This is a genomic window from Streptomyces sp. NBC_00354 (assembly GCF_036106915.1).
GTDB lineage: Bacteria > Actinomycetota > Actinomycetes > Streptomycetales > Streptomycetaceae > Streptomyces.
The window spans coordinates 840,362-856,531 of sequence record NZ_CP107983.1 but is presented as its reverse complement, the minus strand read 5'-3'; the positions used below and the strand labels follow the sequence as shown (position 1 = coordinate 856,531).

Below are 16,170 nucleotides of genomic sequence, written 5' to 3'. Positions count from 1 at the left end.
GGTAGACACTGATGGTGTCTACTCCCGGATTTCCAGTACCTCGGAGACCGGACGGCGAGGCGTGGCGGGGCCTGCCGGGCCGTATCCGAGACGGAAGACCATCTGTACGTGTCCCATGGCGGCGACCGGGTCGCGCACCGTCCACCGCAGCTCCGGCCATTCCAGTGGGTGGGACGTCATCGAAGTGGCAAGGCCGTCAGCGGTGGCCTGCAGAAGGACGCGCTCCATTGCCTGGCCGGCACGCAGCCAGTCGGCTCTCGTGTCCCCCTCGGTGCTGAGCAGAGCCAGCTGTGGCCGCTTCTCGAACACGGCCCAACCGCGATCCGGTATCGGGTTGGCCCACCCGAAGTCGCGCACAGGCGTGCGGCCGCCGGAAGCCTTGGGGCCGAATGCGGCGGCGGGAATGCCGTCGCGAGGTGTGCCCGTAGCGCTCTGCGGGTGGGAGGTCCAGGCCGCGGTTTCCGCCTGCGCGAGCGGATCGATCTCCTCGCGGTGTTCGGCATCTCGTACCAGCCCGAGCAAGGTGTCGATGTGCCAGGTGTCCGGGACGGTGAGCCGGCAGCCCTCCAAGTGGGCCGCGGCCCACAGACCGTCCAGCAGCGCGGTCGGCACCGGCTCCTCGCTGAAGGGGTACCGGCTGGTGTGCCGGCGCCGGACGGCGTCGTGCAGGGAGGCCAGCTCGGGGGCCGGGCCCGTCGAGTCGTCGATGGTCACCGTGGCGAGCAGCCATGGTTCGGCGTCGTCGGGCAAGAGTTGCACACGGACGGGGAGGCCGATCCAGGCTGCGGACACGCGCAGGTTGAACAGCGCCGCGGCGCAACCGAGGTGGAGGCCACGGTGATCCGGGTCGGTCCGGGGCATTGCGCGTTCCGGATCGCCGTGCAGGGCGAGGGCACCGCTGCCGACGTGGAACACGAACTTCCATGGCTGCGCGTTGTGCATGGACGGGGCGGTGACGGCGTCGCCGATGAGCTGGATGACGGTGTCGGGGTCGAGGTGTGTTGCGGTCACGGGACTGGTCCTCTCTGTGCGGCCTCAGTTGTGCGCCACGACGGCGACAGGTGAGGTGGCGTGGTGCATCGCCGCGTGGGTGATGGGGCCGATGCGGGCGCCGAGTGCCGGACGGCGGATACGCCGGCCAACCACGACGAGTGCCGCGCCGGACACGGCGTCCAGGATATGGATGGCGGGCTGACCGATGACGACGCGTGCGTCGACGGCGAGTCGCGGGTACTTCCGCTCCCAGGGACTCGGCAGCTCAGGGAGAGTGGTCTCAAGTCCGTCGGCCATCTCCTTCTCGACGCCGGGGTCGAGGACGGGGGCGTAGGAGAAGACCGGCGGGAGCGACCAGCCGTGTACGACGACGAGCGGGCAGGCCCGGCGGTCCGCTTCCTCGTAGGCGAAGGCGAGTAGCCTGCCGCAGTTGCTGCGCAAGTCCACTCCGAGTACCACCGGCCCGGCATCGTCCGAGTTCACGGGCGGACGGTCTTGGCCGTCGACGGAGCGCACGAGGACGACGGGAGTGTCGGTCTCGGGGATCGTCGCCGTGCTGGTCGAGCCCACGATGAACCCGGCGACGGACCCGAGACCGCGTGAGCCGAGCACGAGCAGGTCCGCATCGGATGCGGCCGAGGCGAGGACCTTGGAGGTCGCGAGTCCTTCGGTGCCGCGGGTGCTGATGTCGAGCGTGCCGTGTTCGCGCAGCAGCCGGTCACGTGTGTGCGAAAGGAGTTCCTCCGCCCACTGCTGACGCGGCTCGGGGAGCGGGACGGCGAAGGGCCCGTACTGAGCCCGGTCCTCCGCGTGGACGAGTTCCAGCGCCGCGCCGCGCAGTTCGGCCTCGTGGGCGGCCCAGTCGGCTGCGGCGCTGCCGGCGCTCGATCCGTCCAGACCTCCCGTGATCCGGTTCGACATGGTGTTCCTCCTGGAGCCGATGGTCGGCTGCTTCCAGACTGTTCCGCTTGTCGTGCCGGTGGGAGGGCCCGAGCGGTCCAACCGGGGACCGATCGGCCCTCCTTGCCCGTTCAGTTCAGTTCAGCTCGGCCCCGGCCCCGGCCCCGGCCTCGGTCCGGGTCAGCCTGTTGTCGACGTCGACGACTCCGTCGACGCTCTGGCAGAGGCGAACGATCACGGGCAGGACTCCGGGCTGGGGCAGGGTGCCACTCAGCGTCACCATGCCGTCTTCGACCTCGACGGTGATGGCCGAAGGGGCGAGGTGGAGCGTCCGGGTGAGGACGTCCTCGAGGATCTCTTCCTGTATCGCGTGGTCATGGCGCAGGAAAAGTCGGATCAGATCGCTGCGGCTGAGTATGCCGACCACACGTCCGTCCGAGTCGACGACCGGTAGCCGCTTGACCTGGTGTCGCTGCATGACCCTGGCCGCGCGGACCACGCTCCACTCGGGCCGTGCCGTGACGGCCGGGCTCGTCATCAGCTCCTCTGCAGTTCTCGCACCGCCAGCGGGCCGCCGACGGAGCAGGTCGGCTTCGGAGACGACACCGACAGGGTGCCTGGTCTCGTCGACGACGGGCATGGCGGTGATGTCGAACTCCTTCAGGAGCCGAGCGATCTCCTTGAAGGCGGTCGCGCGCCGGACGGTGATGACGGTGGGCGTCATCAGGTCTGCGACACTGCGGTGCCTCATGGCGGCCGTCCTCTCATGCGGGCATGGGGGCGGTGAAATCCGCCTTGACGTCCACGACGCCCGGTACGGTGCCGGCGGCGCGCACGACGACGTCCTCCAGCGTGGGGTCCGGCAGCGACCCGCGCAGGTAGACGATGCCGTTGGCCACGTGGACGTAAACCTCGGTGGAACCGTGCGGAATGAGCTGGTACATGATCAGTTCGCGGAAATCGGCGCCGATGTCCTCGTCCGGGCGCAAGTAGACCTTCAGAAGATCGCCGCATGACGAGACCGACCGGGCGGCCGTCCTCGTCGACCACGGGAAGGCGAAAAGGGGGACGTAGTTGTAGGCAGAAGGCGTCTTCCAGCCGTGCACGGCCCGCAGCGGACAGTTGCGCCGGGCGGCTTCTTCGAAGGCGAAGTCGAGTACTTGGTCGCAGGTTTCGTGGATGTCGACACCCACGACGACCTCGGCGTTCGAACCGGTGCCCGGGCCGTTCGGGTCGTCGGCGACGCGCACGAGAACGACCGGGGTGTCGGTTGCGACCAGAGTGGACATCGCCACCGAGCCGATGATGAAACCCACCAGCCCGCCCAGGCCGCGGGAGCCCAGTACCAGGAGCCCGGCGTCGGCGGCCTCCGCGGCGAGGGCGGCCGCCGGTCGGCCTTTGAGGCTGCGCGTGGTGATCTCCAGCTGCGGATGGCGCCGGTGCAGTTCCTCTGAGGTCTCTGTCAGGGCCCGGTCCGCCCATTGCTCTGCGTCCTGCCGGTCCAGACCGGGGACAACGGGGTCCAGGAGCCAGTCGACCGCGTGCACCACTCGCAGTGGCACCTGCCGCACGACGGCCTCCTGCGCGGCCCAGCGAGCTGCTGCCCGGCTCTCCTCGGAGCCGTGCACTCCGACGCTCACACGGTCCTTCATGGCTGGGACTTCCTTCCCGCGGCAGGGCGCCTCGTCACCACGGCATCGCATGGCGAGCATGGTCGGCTTGAGCTGTTGCCGTGTCGTCGGTTCGGGCGGTGACGCGCGATGCCACGGCGACGACCCCGTCGAGGTGATCGACGAGGTTGCGCAGTACGGGGAGCTGACTTCGGAGCTCGACCTGGCCGTCCAGAATGACGATGCCGTCCACCACGTGCACGTCGACGTCACCGGCCGGCACACGGAGTACCTCCGCGAGGACCTCGTCGGTCACTCGCCGACGGATCTCGGAGTCCGGGCGCAGGAACGTGCGCAACAGGTCCCGGCGGGTGACGATGCCGACGAGCCGGTCCTCCACGTCCACGACGGGGAGGCGTTCGATGCTCCGGCGGGTCATCAGTCGGGCGGCGTCGGCCACTGTTTCTTCGGGGTGGACCGTGACCGCGGGCGCGGACATGACGTCGCCCGCGCTGGGCGGCACGGCCATTTCGCTGTTGTGCCGGGCCGTGTGCGCCAGCAGGTCCGTCTGTGAAACGACTCCCACGACACGGTCCTGGTCGTCCAGGACCGGGACTCCCGTGATGTCGTACTGGGCGAGGAGCTTCGCGACGTCCTTGAAGGTGGTGTCCGGCGTCACGGAGGCGACCTCGTCGGCCATCAGGTCCGCCACTTTCATGTGCTTCATGAGATCCTCCTGCTCCGCCGTGTCACGCGAGGCCGATGTCCGCCGTGGGGTCTGCCCCCACCATCCGTCGGGGCCTTCCGGTGATCGAGGGCCGAACGGTCCCGTCCTGTGGCCCTTAAGGGCCCAGCCGGGGTGATGGGGACCTTTGGTCCCGGCGGTGGTCCCGGGCGGCCCTCGTCCCGGGAGCACCGACGGTGCCAGCGTGAGTGGTGTCCCTCATCGGCTTCTCGGTTGGGAGGAATCGTGGAAAGCGCATTCCGTACCCCGGACACCAGCTCGGTCGTCGTCGGCGTGGACGGCTCGCAGTCGGCCCGCAGCGCCGCCCTGTGGGCGGCTCGGGAGGCCGTACGTCGTGACCGCCCCCTGCACATGGTCTTCGGCGCCGACACCGACGGCCGGGCCCTGTACCTGTCGGCGGAGACCATCGAACGGGTCCGCGTCAACGGTCGGGAGCTCCTCGACGACACGGCGAAGGCCGTGTCGGCCGAGTATCCCGGCCTGCACGTGACCACGGAATTCAGCCGCGCGAACGCCGTCGACAGCCTGCACCGGGCCGGCGGGATGCACGGCACGATCGTGGTGGGAAACCGCGGCCTGGGCGGTTTCAACTCCCTCATGCTCGGCTCTGTGGGCCTGGATACAGCGGCCATCGCCTCGACGCCCGTCATCGTCGTCCGAGGCGTCGACGGGGCCGAGGAGACCGGCAGCGTCCTCGCGGCCGTGCGCGACGAGCACGATCTCCTGATCGCCCGGTACGCCGCCCGGGAAGCCGAACTGCACAAGGCCTCGCTGCGGCTGCTGCACGTGTGGAACGTGCTCCAGTCCGTCGGCGAGGTGGTCAGCATGCTCGACGGCATCGACGAGATCGCGGGCGGGCACGCAGAGACCCTGCGGGCCGTCATGCACGTGATCCGTGAGGAGTTCCCCGAAGTGGATGTGGACGCAGATGCGGAGAAGAGCGTCTCCGTGGCCGGCGTCCTCGTCGAGGCGTCCCGCCATGCCGACCTGCTCGTCATGGGCGGCCGCCGGGTCCCCGGACCCCTCGGACTCGCCCCCAACCTGGGCAAGACCACCCACAGCCTGGTCCACCACGCCCACTGCCCCGTCCTGCTCATCCCCCGGATAGGCAGCGACTTCGGGAGTCAGTCATGACCAGCCACCAAGCAGGAACCCGGGACATCGTCGTGGGCGTCGACCCGGTCAGGGACTGGCACCTTGCCCTGGCCTGGGCCGCCGACGAGGCACAACGGCGCCGGCTGCCGCTGCGCCTGGCGCTCGCGGTGCCTCCCCAGCACGACACCCATCACGTAGACGGCATCCCTGACCAGATGTCCCTGCGGCGGGCAGGGGCCGAAAGACTGGCACAGGCCGAGGACTGGGTGCGCGACCGCCACCCCGAGCTGGGTGTCACCGCGGATCTGCTGGGCGGTTTCCCCGCCCCCGTCCTCGGTGGCGCGGCGCGGGACGCCCGCATGGTCGTGCTCGGCTCCCGCCATCTGAGCCGGACTGCGGAGTTCTTCAGCGCCGGCTCACTCGTGGTCCCCGTCACCGCCCAGGCCGCATGCCCGGTCGTCGTGGTGGGCGACGCGGAGCACATCAGCCAGCAACCGCCCTATGTCGTCGCGGGTATCGACGGCAGCGCGTCCGCCACGGCCGCGTTGGCCTTCGCCTTCGACGAGGCCGACCTTCGGGGCGCGGCGCTGCGGGTCGTCTGCGTCTGGCAGCGGCCGCTGATCATGCTGGACCAAGAGGAGGTGGCACTGCGGGCACAGCGCACCCTGCTCTCCGAGGCCACCGCCGGACTGTCCGACAAATATCCGGACGTTCACGTCACCCACGAGGTCCTCACCGGCCACCCGGTTGAGGAACTGGCCCGGGCTGCCGAGCACGCGCTTGCCGTCATCGTGGGCCGCCGGGGACGCGGCGGATACACCGGCATGCGGATCGGATCCGTCGTCCACGGCCTCCTGCACCGTGCGCACTGCCCGGTGATCACCGTCCCCACCGGTTGAGCCTGCGATGACCGTCCGAGCGATCGACACTGTCTCTGTCGGCTCCTCCGCCCCGACGGGACTGACACAGACCGAGGCCGAACGCCGACTGGCCCAGTACGGCCGTAACGAGGTGGCACCGCTCCCGCCTACACCGATCCATCGATGCGGACGTCACGGAGGCGTCCTCGCTCCTGACGGACGAATCCATGATCACGGGCGAATCCGAACCCGTCGACAAGACCTCGGGCGGGACGGTGAGCGCCGGCACCGTCGTCGTGCGCGGCCGGGGTGTCGCCCGCGCCACGGCCACCGGTGGGGCCAGCGCGCTCGGCCGCATCGCGGCGCTCCTCGACGGCGGTCACGAGCCGACACCGCTCCAGCGCAGGCTCGCCTCCCTCGGCCGCATCCTGGCCGCCGCGACCCTCGCCCTGTGCGTGCTGTTCTTCGCCCTGGGCCTCGTGCGCGGGCTCGCGCTGGGCACGATGGCCGTCACAGCGATCAGCCTTGCCGTCGCCGCCGTGCCCGAGTTGCTGCCCGCCGTGGTCACCCTCGCCCTCGCATCGGGCGCCCGCCGCATGGCGGCCCGTCGGGCGCTGGTGAGGCGCCTGCCCGCCGTCGAGACGCTGGGCTCGGTGAGCGTGCTGGCCACGGACAAGACCGGCACTCTCACCGAGGGCCGCATGGTCGTCCAGCAGGTATGGCTTCCCTCCGGCGCGGTCGGCCTGTCCGGCGCCGGATATGAGCCCTACGGGGACTTGGACATCGAAGGGCGCCCTCTCACGGCCGAGCAGCTGCGATCGGTGCGGGAACTGCTCACTACGGTGTTCTTGTGCAATGACGCAGGCCTGAGGCCGCCGGGGGAGAGTTCCGACGTCTGGACGGCCGTCGGAGACCCCATGGAAGCCGCACTGCTGGCAGCCGCTGCCAAAGCCGGCTGCCCGGAGCCGGCCGAGCTGCGCCGGACCCCTGCCCTGCAGTCGCTGCTGGAGACCCAGCCGGTGGGATGGTACGGCCTCTGGCCGGCGACAGCTGCCGCGATCTCCGCGTTCCTCGCCGCCCGGCTCCTGCGGGCCGCATTCCGAAGAAAGCCATGATCATGAACATGTACACCCCCGGGAACGGGATCCACGCCGAAGTGGGCGACCAGATCGTCGTGGGCAGCCCCACCGTCGGGACGCCGGGTCGCGACGGGGAGGTCATCGCCCTGCACCACGCGGATGGCACCCCGCCCTACGACGTGCGCTGGTCCGACTCAGGACGAACCACGGTGTTCTTCCCCGGCCCCGACGCGCACGTCCGGCACCTGCACGAGGCTCCCGCGCCGCCCACCCGACCGCGGCGCCCGTACGAAGCTGGCCGAACCGGTTGAACGGCACGCCCACCCGGCCGGGACTACCGTGAAGGAAGCGGCACCCACGGCTGCTGCCGCCCGGAGGTGGGACATGAGCGCAGGCGGTCGGTCCGCCCAGGGAAGCGGCGTGCCACGGCTGCGGCTGGACGAACTGCTCGACGAGCTCCAGGTCCGGATGGACGAGGTCAGAGGCACCCGGGACCGGCTGAACGGCCTGCTCGAAGCCGTCATGTCGGTCGGCCGTGAACTGGACCTGCCCCAGGTACTGCGCGGCATCGTCGAGGCCGCGGTGGTCCTTGTCGACGCCGAATACGGGGCCCTCGGCGTCATCGGCGACGACCAGAAGCTCGCCCAGTTCCTTCCCGTGGGCATCAGCGAGGAGCTCCGCGCGCAGATCGGCGACCTGCCCTCCGGCCACGGCATCCTCGGAGAGCTGATCCGTCACCCGGAAGCGCTGAGGCTCTCCGAGCTCTCCGAGCACCCCGCCTCGTACGGCTTCCCGGCCCACCACCCCCCGATGCACTCCTTTCTCGGCGTCCCCATCCGGGTCCGCGAGGACGTCTTCGGCAACCTCTACCTCACCGAGAAGCGCGGCGGCACCGACTTCGACGAGGAGGACGAAGCAGTCCTGTCCACCCTCGCCGTCGCGGCCGGTATCGCCATCGAGAACGCCCGGCTCTTCGAGGAGGTCCGGCTGCGCGAGCGCTGGCTGGCGGCCAGCTCCGACATCACCAGCGCCCTGCTCTCCGGCACTCCCCGGGACGAGGTCCTCGAGGGCATGATGGAGCGCTCCAAGGACATCGCCGGCGCGGACATGGGCGTCTTCTACCTCCTCGGCCCCACGGGAGAACTACGCGGCTCCCTCGCCCTGGGAGAAGGCGCCGAGGCGCACCGCGACATCATCCTGCCCAGTACCGAGGGCACCCTCGCCGAAGCCGCCCTCGCCAACGACGGCCTGATCACGGTCACGGACGTGGCGACCGACGAAAGGGTCACCGTGACCGCACGCTGGACGGGTTTCGGCCCGGCCGTCGCCGTCACGGTCGGCACCAAGGAGAAGCTCAGCGGCGTCATGATGCTGGCCAGGCGTCACGGCCGCCCCGTGTTCGCCCCTGCGGAGGTCGCCCCCCTGGCCGGTTTCGCCGGTCAGGCAGCCCTCGCCCTGGAACTGGCCGACCGGCGCCACGACGCCGAGCAGATGAGCCTGCTCGAGGACCACGACCGGATCGCCCGCGACCTCCACGACCTTGCCATCCAGCGCCTCTTCGCCACCGGCATGACCCTCCAGAGTGCGCAACGCTTCGTAGACCATCCCCAAGCCTCCGAACGGCTGGCGCGGGCCGTCGACGACCTCGACGCCACCATCAAGATCATCAGATCCACCATCTTCGGGCTCCGTGAACACGAAGCGCCCGGAACGCCACTGAAGCTGCGCTCCCGAACCGTCCAGGCCATCGACGAGGCTGCCGCGGTCCTCGGGTTCACCCCGGCACTGCGCATGGAAGGGCTGATCGACACCGACGTTCCCGTGGCCGTGGCCGAAGAGGTCCTCACCGTCATCGGAGAGGCCCTGACCAACGTCGCCCGGCATGCGCGCGCCACCCGAGCGGAGGTCTCCGTCGCCGCGGCAAACGGCACCCTGACGGTCACGGTGACCGATGACGGCATCGGCCTGCCCGACGGCGGCCGGCGGAGCGGACTGCGCAACCTCGCCGAGCGCGCCGAGAAGCTCGGTGGGAGCATGGCGGTCGCTGCGCGGGGTGCGGGGGAGCGGGGGACCCATCTGGAATGGCGGGTACCGCTGAAACCTCCGTCGTCGTGACCTGCGCCTGTCGACCTGGCTAGTGCTTCGGGTCGCCGATGTCGTGCTCGTGCTCGTGGACCTGGGCCGCGATCACGGCCGCTTGGACCCGCCGTTCCACGCCCAGCTTGCCCAGGAGCCGCGAGATGTGGTTCTTGACCGTCTTCTCCGACAGGTAGAGCCGCTTGGCGATCTGCCGGTTGGTCATGCCCTCGCCGATGAGTGCCAGCACCGCCCGTTCCCGCTCGGAGAGACCGGCAAGCCGGGCGTCCTCGGGCTCCTTGGCCACGTCCGGATCGCGGAGTGAATGCATCAGGCGGGCGGTGGTGGCCGGGTCCAGCATGGACTGGCCGGTTGCGACCGTCCGCACCGCGGAGACGAGGTCCGAGCCCTTGATCTGCTTCAGCACGTATCCGGCGGCACCGGCCATGATGGCGTCCAGCAGGGCGTCCTCGTCGTCGAACGAGGTCAGCATCAGACAAGCCAGGCCCGGCATGCGCGAGCGCAGCTCACGGCAGACGGTGATCCCGTCGCTGTCGGGGAGACGTACGTCGAGCACGGCGACGTCCGGACGCAGTGCCGGTCCGCGGGCCAGCGCCTGCTCAGCCGTGCCCGCCTCACCCACGACGGTGATGTCCGGTTCGGCGTCGAGGAGGTCATGGAGTCCGCGCCGGACCACCTCGTGGTCGTCGAGGAGGAACACCTTGATCGGAGGCTCGGCGGAGGTGTTCGAATCGTCGGCCATGATCGCCCCTGGTTTGGTCCGAAATTCGTTTCTGCAGTCGGATTGTCTCAGTGGGGAATGCAATGCACCCCATGGCGCGGCCAGGTACTTGCCGACGGTCAGGACTAGGCAGCTGCACCGAGCGCGCGGTCCAGGTCCATCCTGACGTCCACGACACCTTCGACCGTACGGATGGCTCGTGCGAGAAGCGGTACCAGGGTGCGGTCGCGCAGCGGGCCGTACAAGGTGACGACGCCTTCCTGCACGACGAAATTCAAGGTCGTACCGGGTGCCAATTCGGCAAGCACGGCTTGGCGGATCTCCTCTTCAAGCTCCTCGTCGGGCCGCAGGAACACCTTCAGGAGGTCGCTGCGACTTACGACGCCCTCCAGCATGTCCAGCGCGTTGACGACCGGCAGGCGCTTGACGCCCTTGCGGGCCATGATCCGCGCTGCCTCGGCGACGGGAGCGTCGGGATGCACGGTGATCGCCGGGTTCGACATGAGCTCCTCGGCCAGCACCGCGGCGGCCTTCGATGCCTCCTCCAGCTGACTGGGCAGAGAGGGATCCGTCTGCCGGAACTCCTCCTTCGGCAGGAGGTCCGCCTCGGAGACGACACCGACGACCCGGCCCTCACCCTCCAGTACGGGAACCGCGCTGACCTTCCACTGGTGCATCAGCTCGACGATCTCCTTGTAGGACGCCTCACGGCCGATGGCGATCGCGGTGTGCGTCATGACGTCACTGACGGTGTAGCGGGATGCGGGCATGACCGGCTCCTTCGCCGTACGGGGTCAGAGGAAGCTGCCGCTGCCGTAGGGCGCGTACAGATCGAGGAGACGGACTCGGGCCGCCTGCAGCCGGTGGGCGAGGACCTCCCCGACCCAGTGGCCCAGGGCCGAGCCGAATGCGGCGTCGGCGTCCATCAGCGTCCGTACGCGCTCCGCGTCGAATTGGTACGCGCGGACGGGCGTCATCGCCTCGGCGCCCAGGCGCCAGGAGTAGGGCTTGAAGAGCCACGAGCAGCCGACCAGCTGGCCGGCGCCGAGGCTCTCGATGACGGCGGCGCGCCGGCCGGGCACGTGGACGTCCAGGGCCACGGTGCCGGACCGGACGATCCAGAATCGGTCGGCGTGACCGCCCTCGCGGAAGAGATGCGTCCCCTCGTCGAAATTGACCTCGTGGGCCAGTTCCATCAGTTGGGAACGGCAATCGGCGGGCAGCGCCGTGGCGATGCGAGTGGAGGAGGTGGTGCTCATGAACGGCCTCCGTGGTTCGAGTGTGCTTCCAGTCTTGGGGGTCCGGTCCCTCCCGGGCATGGGCCCTGTGGCCCCCTCTGTGGTCCGAACGGCCCATGTCCGAACGAGTGCACCCCGGAGACCCTGGCAGGAGACCTCCCTCTGCGGCCGCTGCCGCCGAGCCCACAACGGATGCGTGACCGACGTCCTCCTGCTCGACCGAGGTGCCCACGATGAAGAGCCATCGAGTCGGTACGGCCCCCACTCCGGCCCCCACTCCGGCCGCCCTGCGGACGGCGAAGCGGCGCGTGGAGGACCTGCCTACCGACGAGGCGCTGAAGCTGCTGGGTTCCGTAGAGCTGGGGCGCATCGTCTTCACCCGGCACGCGCTGCCCGCCGTTCGTCCGGTCAGCCACCTTCTCGACGCGGGTGACATCATCGTCCGCGTTCAGGACGGCTCGACGCTCGCAGCCCTGCTCGCGACCCAGGAAGACGCAGGCATCGTCGTCGCGTACGAAGCGGACGCCATCGATCCGCAGTCGCACCTGGGATGGAGCGTGGTCGCGACCGGCTACGCCGCTGCCGTCACCGACCCCGCCGAGATCGAGCGCTACGCGAGCCTGCTCCAGCCTTGGGCCGTGGGTACCGGATCGGGCGCCATCCGGATCCGGCCCGACCTGGTCACCGGATTCCGCCTGAGGGAGGACAGTCCGTAGCCGTCTGCCCGCGTGCGCGCTTCACGCCCCTGTGCCCCTCCGCGCGGCACGATCGTGCCTCACACGCCCGCAGGGAGCCCCGGAGGCGCCATGCCGAAGCACGGACGGATCAGTGTGGTCCCGCCCGCCTTCCACGGCTACCGCAGGAGCTGGCTGCGCGGCGACGTGCTGGCCGGGATCACGGTCGCCGCCTATCTGGTACCTCAGGTCATGGCCTACGCCGGGGCTGCCGGCTGCCGGCTGCCGCCCGTCGTCGGGCTGTTTGCGGCTCTCCCGGCGATGGTCCTCTACGCCCTGAGCGGGTCCTCGCGTCTGCTGTCCGTCGGCCCGGAGTCGACCACCGCCCTGATGACCGCCGTGACCGTGGGCCCGCTCGCGGCCGGTGACCCAGCCCGGTAAATTGCAGAGTTGCACCCGATGCGGAAGGGCGGTGCTGGTCCACAAGTCCCGGGCGCGTATGGGGGAGTTCCGTGGAGACCGGTCACCTGGCGGCTTCCTGCGGTGATCCTGGCCGGCTTCTCCTGCCGCGGGGGTTCCGCGGCAGGAGAAGCCGAAGGGAACCCCTCAGGTGCGGTACGCGTAGTAGATCGCGTCCGGGTAGGACGCGATGATGCTCGCGAGCGACTTACGGTAGGTGTTGGTGGAGTGGTAGGTGAGGTACGGCATTCCGGCGTTGCTGCGGTACGTCACCATCATGGAATGGTCCTTGGACCCGTCCCTGTTGAAGTCCACCTGCACGATGTCACCGACGTCCGTCTGGTAGACGTTGGCCAGGTTGGCGGCCCGCTTGTTGGACAGCGTGAACCATGCCCACTCGTTCGCGCCGACCCACGAGTCGGTCTGGCGGGTGCCGTCGTACGACCAGTTGCGGTAGTCCGTCGTGGAGCCCGGAACGGTCTTCCAGCCACCCGCCTTGAGCGCCTGGCTGATGAAGTTGGTGCAGTCACCTCCCGCGCCGCTGAACTTGCGGTACGCCGGGTTGTAACTGCTCCAGTACTTCTCCGCGTACTTGGCCATGGCCGCGTAGTCGTACGCACCGCCGGTCTTCGCCTTGGGCTTCGCCGGGGCGGGGTACTTGGTGGACGCGGGGGTGCCGTCGGGATACTGATTGCCGTCGTCCTTGGCGACGTTCGTCTTGGCCGCCACGGGCTCGTTGATCGCGACGGGGCCGTTGTCCTGGGACTTGATCGAGGTCAGCTCCCAGGCACCGCCCCGCTTGCTGGTGAGGGTCAGTTCGTAGCGCGTCCGGAAGTCGGTTGTGGCCGGCTCGTCCCCGCGCAGCTTCTTGTAGGTGAGCGTGGTGTCCTCGGAGACCTCGACGGTCGCCTTCCCGCCGGTGATCGTGGCCCGGTCTACGGCGACGTGGGTGGTGGCACCCGTGTAGGCCTCGCCGAGCGCCGCCAGGCGCGTCTTACGGGACTGCAGCGACGAGATCGCGGCGTCCTCGTCCTTCTTCAGCTGGGCCGACATCCGCGTCTTCGCGGAGGACGGGCCGGAGTTGCGGTGTCCCGGCTGCTCCTCGACCAGAGCCTGGGTGCGCTGGGAGAGCACGTCGTCGGCTATGCGGGCGAAGGCGTCGACGGTCGCGCGGTCGGCTGCCTCGGGCCCGGAACCCGCACTCGCGGAGTAGGCGAACAGCGTCGCGGACGACAGGGTCACGGTCAAGGCTGCGCCGACGGCAAGCCTGAACCTCTTTGGTATCACTGCTTTTCCCCTTGTCCCCCGGTCCACACGAACCGGGGGACGGAATCTTCGCACAACCAGGCGGCTCCTTCGTCTCCTTCGGCGCGTTCCGCTTCGTCGACGGTCACCTGACACGAGTCGCCTCGAGCGCAGGGCGACCTGCCTCCGGTTGTCACCTTCCGCTACTGGCGCCGTACCTCGCGGCCGGAAGCCGATGCCACCACGCCGACCTCACAGCAAATGCCTCTAGGGTATGCAGGAAAGCACAGCAAGGGGGCATTCCTAGTGGGCAGGCAGGATACGTCCGCAAGAGGGCGATCGTGGGGCAGGCGGGCGGTTCCGGAGGGCAGCGGCGGAGCCCCGTCGGGCCGCCGGAGGAAGACCGGGACGCGCCGTCGGCCCCAGGCGGCGGCCGGCCGGCCAGGCGCCCTCGCACCGGCCGCCGCTGCGGCGCGCACACAACTGCGGCGCCTGCGACCTGACTTCCCGAGGCCGGGCCGCAGTGGCTGGCGCCGGTGGATACCCTCCTGGCGTCAGTGGCTGGGTGCCTGCCTGTATGCGTTCATAGCCCTGGCGGGCTTCATCACGTACGCCTACGCGACCACGGACATACCCGAAGACCTCAACTCGTTCGCCACACAGCAGGACAACGTCTACTACTGGGCCGACGGCTCCACGATGGCCCGGACGGGCTGGGTCAGCCGGCAGGAGATGCCGCTGGACAAGGTGCCTCCCAAGGTCCAGGGAGCCGTTCTCGCTGCCGAGAACGCGAGCTTCTACTCGGATCCCGGCGTGTCACCGTCCGGCGTCCTGCGCGCCCTGGGCGCCGCGGCGACGGGGGGCGAGACCCAGGGCGGGTCCACCATCACGCAGCAGTACGTGAAGAACGCCTACCTGAGCCAGGACCGCACGATGTCCCGGAAGTTCACCGAGCTCCTGCTCGCCGTGAAACTGGACAACCAGCGGAACAAGGAGCAGATCCTCCAGGACTACCTCAACACCAGCTGGTTCGGGCGCGGGACATACGGGATCCAGCGCGCGTCCCAGGCGTATTTCGGCAAGGACGTCTCGCAGCTCAATGCCAGCGAGGGCGCCTTCCTGGCCTCCCTCCTGAAGGGCGCCGGGCTGTACGACCCGGCCGTCGGCAAGGAGAACCACGAGCGGGCCGTCGAACGCTGGGCCTGGATCCTGGACCGCATGGTCGAGACCGGCCGGCTCTCGCGCGCCGAGCGCGCCACCTACACCACATTCCCCGAGCCCTTGGGGGCCGCCCTCCCCGGCACTCCAGGCGCGCAGACCGGATATCTGGTCGAGCTGGCCAAGGCCTACGCGATCAAGGCGGGCCACATCACGGACTCCGACTTCGACCTCGGCGGCTACCAGATCTACACGACCTTCGACCGGACCCGCATGACGGCCCTGACCTCTGCCGTCCAAAAGGCGCAGAAGGACTTCGACGCCGAGCGGCGTCCCGACACGGACAAACACGCGAAGATCGGCGCGGCGAGCGTCTCCCCCGACGGGCGGCTGCTCGCCGTGTACGGCGGCCCCGACTATCTGAAGCAGGGCTTCAACGAGTCGAACGCGACGACGATCCCGGTCGGCACGGCGTTCACACCGATCGTCTACGCCGCCGCGCTCGACGAAGGGGTGCTGCGCTCACGCGGCAAGACCCGTACGCCCGTCTCCCCCTCCACCACGTACGACGGCGACGACCAGGTCACCGTGCAGACGCCCGAGGGGCCGTACTGGGACCGCAGCGGCAAGGTGGTGAAGGGACGCAACGACGAGGGTCGCAACTGGGGCCAGGTGACGTTGCGCCAGGCCGTCGCCAACTCCGTCAACACTCCCATGCTGCAACTCGGCCTCGATGTGGGCCTCGACGGGGTGCAGTCGTTCGCCCAGCGCGCAGGCCTGCTCGGATCGAGTCTCGGGCCACGGATTCCCACGTTCGCGCTCGGAGAGAACTCGATGCCCAGTGCGATCCGCATGGCCGGCGCCTACGAGACCTTCGCCGCCGACGGCATGCACACCGACCCCTACTCGGTGCGCTCGGCCAGCCGCAACGGCTCTGCAGTCCCGCTCGACATGCCGCAGCCGAGCCGGGCCGTGACGGCCAAGACCGCCCAGGACGTGACGGACGCCTTGCGGGATGCGGTCACCGAGGGTTCGGCGAAGACGGCGGGCAAGGCGCACGCCGGGGCGGCGGGCAAGACCGGAACGACGGCCGCGAATACGGCGGGCTGGTTCGTTGCGAGCACCGAGCAGGAGTCCACGGCCGTGGTGGTCTACCGGATGTCGCTGACCGACCTGGTGCCGCTGCCGCTGACGGGACTGGGCGGCGACGCCCCGGGCACGCCCGGCAGCGAGCGGGCGGTGCGTCTATGGACCGACTACATCAAGGCGGTGAAGTAGGCCGGGCAGCGCACGCTG

16 protein-coding genes and 2 pseudogenes are annotated in these 16,170 nt (G+C 69.7%); 9 read left to right on the top strand and 9 right to left on the bottom strand.

Annotated features, from left to right (window positions below; translation table 11 throughout):
- Positions 1–18: 18 nt before the first annotated feature.
- The 5 genes from OHT74_RS04130 to OHT74_RS04110 form a co-directional block, all read right to left on the bottom strand.
- Entirely contained in the window at positions 19–1,011 is a 993-nt protein-coding gene (locus OHT74_RS04130; RefSeq protein ID WP_328619358.1) for an Acg family FMN-binding oxidoreductase, read from the bottom strand.
- A 24-nt stretch (positions 1,012–1,035) separates the two neighbouring features.
- Entirely contained in the window at positions 1,036–1,914 is an 879-nt protein-coding gene (locus OHT74_RS04125; RefSeq protein WP_328619357.1) for a universal stress protein, read from the bottom strand.
- A gap of 115 nt (positions 1,915–2,029) precedes the next feature.
- Positions 2,030–2,644, bottom strand: a complete 615-nt coding sequence (locus OHT74_RS04120; protein ID WP_328619356.1) for a CBS domain-containing protein — start codon at positions 2,642–2,644, stop codon at positions 2,030–2,032.
- Positions 2,645–2,657: 13 nt separating this feature from the next.
- On the bottom strand, positions 2,658–3,545 hold the full coding sequence (locus tag OHT74_RS04115) for a universal stress protein (RefSeq protein ID WP_328619355.1): 888 nt from the start codon (positions 3,543–3,545) through the stop codon (positions 2,658–2,660).
- A gap of 34 nt (positions 3,546–3,579) precedes the next feature.
- Complete coding sequence (locus tag OHT74_RS04110; RefSeq protein WP_328619354.1) at positions 3,580–4,230, bottom strand: CBS domain-containing protein; 651 nt, start codon at positions 4,228–4,230, stop codon at positions 3,580–3,582.
- Positions 4,231–4,473: 243 nt separating this feature from the next.
- On the opposite strand from OHT74_RS04110, the gene OHT74_RS04105 reads away from it, so the two are divergent.
- The 6 genes and pseudogenes from OHT74_RS04105 (at position 4,474) to OHT74_RS04085 (ending at position 9,397) form a co-directional block, all read left to right on the top strand.
- The gene (locus OHT74_RS04105) at positions 4,474–5,382 is read left to right on the top strand and encodes a universal stress protein (protein ID WP_328619353.1); all 909 of its coding nucleotides are present in this window, start codon (positions 4,474–4,476) and stop codon (positions 5,380–5,382) included.
- Positions 5,379–6,242 (top strand): universal stress protein, encoded by an 864-nt coding sequence (locus tag OHT74_RS04100; protein WP_328619352.1) that lies wholly within the window; start codon positions 5,379–5,381, stop codon positions 6,240–6,242. Before OHT74_RS04105 ends, OHT74_RS04100 begins: the two co-directional genes overlap by 4 nt.
- A 7-nt stretch (positions 6,243–6,249) precedes the next feature.
- Positions 6,250–6,336 (top strand): annotated as a pseudogene (locus tag OHT74_RS42075) (hypothetical protein); the annotation flags it as partial.
- Positions 6,337–6,382: 46 nt separating this feature from the next.
- Positions 6,383–7,318 (top strand): HAD-IC family P-type ATPase, encoded by a 936-nt coding sequence (locus tag OHT74_RS04095; protein ID WP_443047686.1) that lies wholly within the window; start codon positions 6,383–6,385, stop codon positions 7,316–7,318.
- A 2-nt stretch (positions 7,319–7,320) separates the two neighbouring features.
- Entirely contained in the window at positions 7,321–7,593 is a 273-nt protein-coding gene (locus OHT74_RS04090) for a DUF1918 domain-containing protein (protein WP_443047271.1), read from the top strand.
- Positions 7,594–7,666: 73 nt separating this feature from the next.
- Complete coding sequence (locus tag OHT74_RS04085) at positions 7,667–9,397, top strand: sensor histidine kinase (protein ID WP_328619350.1); 1,731 nt, start codon at positions 7,667–7,669, stop codon at positions 9,395–9,397.
- 19 nt (positions 9,398–9,416) lie between these two features.
- On the opposite strand, the gene OHT74_RS04080 is transcribed toward OHT74_RS04085, so the two are convergent.
- The 3 genes from OHT74_RS04080 to OHT74_RS04070 all read right to left on the bottom strand — a co-directional run bounded on the left by OHT74_RS04080 (position 9,417) and on the right by OHT74_RS04070 (position 11,359).
- Positions 9,417–10,121, bottom strand: a complete 705-nt coding sequence (locus OHT74_RS04080; RefSeq protein ID WP_328619349.1) for a response regulator transcription factor — start codon at positions 10,119–10,121, stop codon at positions 9,417–9,419.
- Between the two features lie 104 nt (positions 10,122–10,225).
- On the bottom strand, positions 10,226–10,870 hold the full coding sequence (locus OHT74_RS04075; RefSeq protein ID WP_328619348.1) for a CBS domain-containing protein: 645 nt from the start codon (positions 10,868–10,870) through the stop codon (positions 10,226–10,228).
- 24 nt (positions 10,871–10,894) lie between these two features.
- On the bottom strand, positions 10,895–11,359 hold the full coding sequence (locus tag OHT74_RS04070) for a Crp/Fnr family transcriptional regulator (RefSeq protein WP_328619347.1): 465 nt from the start codon (positions 11,357–11,359) through the stop codon (positions 10,895–10,897).
- A gap of 212 nt (positions 11,360–11,571) precedes the next feature.
- On the opposite strand from OHT74_RS04070, the gene OHT74_RS04065 reads away from it, so the two are divergent.
- On the top strand, positions 11,572–12,054 hold the full coding sequence (locus tag OHT74_RS04065) for a pyridoxamine 5'-phosphate oxidase family protein (RefSeq protein ID WP_328619346.1): 483 nt from the start codon (positions 11,572–11,574) through the stop codon (positions 12,052–12,054).
- A gap of 90 nt (positions 12,055–12,144) precedes the next feature.
- Positions 12,145–12,450, top strand: a pseudogene (locus OHT74_RS04060) (SulP family inorganic anion transporter); the annotation flags it as partial.
- A gap of 168 nt (positions 12,451–12,618) precedes the next feature.
- Here OHT74_RS04060 and OHT74_RS04055 read toward each other — a convergent pair.
- Positions 12,619–13,758, bottom strand: coding sequence for an amidase domain-containing protein (locus OHT74_RS04055; protein WP_443047269.1), 1,140 nt, complete (start codon positions 13,756–13,758; stop codon positions 12,619–12,621).
- Between the two features lie 219 nt (positions 13,759–13,977).
- Here OHT74_RS04055 and OHT74_RS04050 point away from each other — a divergent pair, with 219 nt between their 5' ends.
- Positions 13,978–16,152, top strand: coding sequence for a transglycosylase domain-containing protein (locus OHT74_RS04050; protein ID WP_266998894.1), 2,175 nt, complete (start codon positions 13,978–13,980; stop codon positions 16,150–16,152).
- The last annotated feature ends 18 nt before the right edge of the window (positions 16,153–16,170 follow it).

What these genes read in the sequence shown, in the direction of transcription:
- OHT74_RS04125 (WP_328619357.1), bottom strand. Translation starts at nt 1,914, where the DNA reads ATGTCGAACCGGATCACGGGAGGTCTGGACGGATCGAGCGCCGGCAGC.
- OHT74_RS04120 (WP_328619356.1), bottom strand. Translation starts at nt 2,644, where the DNA reads ATGAGGCACCGCAGTGTCGCAGACCTGATGACGCCCACCGTCATCACC.
- OHT74_RS04115 (WP_328619355.1), bottom strand. Translation starts at nt 3,545, where the DNA reads ATGAAGGACCGTGTGAGCGTCGGAGTGCACGGCTCCGAGGAGAGCCGG.
- OHT74_RS04110 (WP_328619354.1), bottom strand. Translation starts at nt 4,230, where the DNA reads ATGAAGCACATGAAAGTGGCGGACCTGATGGCCGACGAGGTCGCCTCC.
- OHT74_RS04100 (WP_328619352.1), top strand. Translation starts at nt 5,379, where the DNA reads ATGACCAGCCACCAAGCAGGAACCCGGGACATCGTCGTGGGCGTCGAC.
- OHT74_RS04090 (WP_443047271.1), top strand. Translation starts at nt 7,321, where the DNA reads ATGAACATGTACACCCCCGGGAACGGGATCCACGCCGAAGTGGGCGAC.
- OHT74_RS04085 (WP_328619350.1), top strand. Translation starts at nt 7,667, where the DNA reads ATGAGCGCAGGCGGTCGGTCCGCCCAGGGAAGCGGCGTGCCACGGCTG.
- OHT74_RS04080 (WP_328619349.1), bottom strand. Translation starts at nt 10,121, where the DNA reads ATGGCCGACGATTCGAACACCTCCGCCGAGCCTCCGATCAAGGTGTTC.
- OHT74_RS04075 (WP_328619348.1), bottom strand. Translation starts at nt 10,870, where the DNA reads ATGCCCGCATCCCGCTACACCGTCAGTGACGTCATGACGCACACCGCG.
- OHT74_RS04070 (WP_328619347.1), bottom strand. Translation starts at nt 11,359, where the DNA reads ATGAGCACCACCTCCTCCACTCGCATCGCCACGGCGCTGCCCGCCGAT.
- OHT74_RS04065 (WP_328619346.1), top strand. Translation starts at nt 11,572, where the DNA reads ATGAAGAGCCATCGAGTCGGTACGGCCCCCACTCCGGCCCCCACTCCG.
- OHT74_RS04050 (WP_266998894.1), top strand. Translation starts at nt 13,978, where the DNA reads ATGCCTCTAGGGTATGCAGGAAAGCACAGCAAGGGGGCATTCCTAGTG.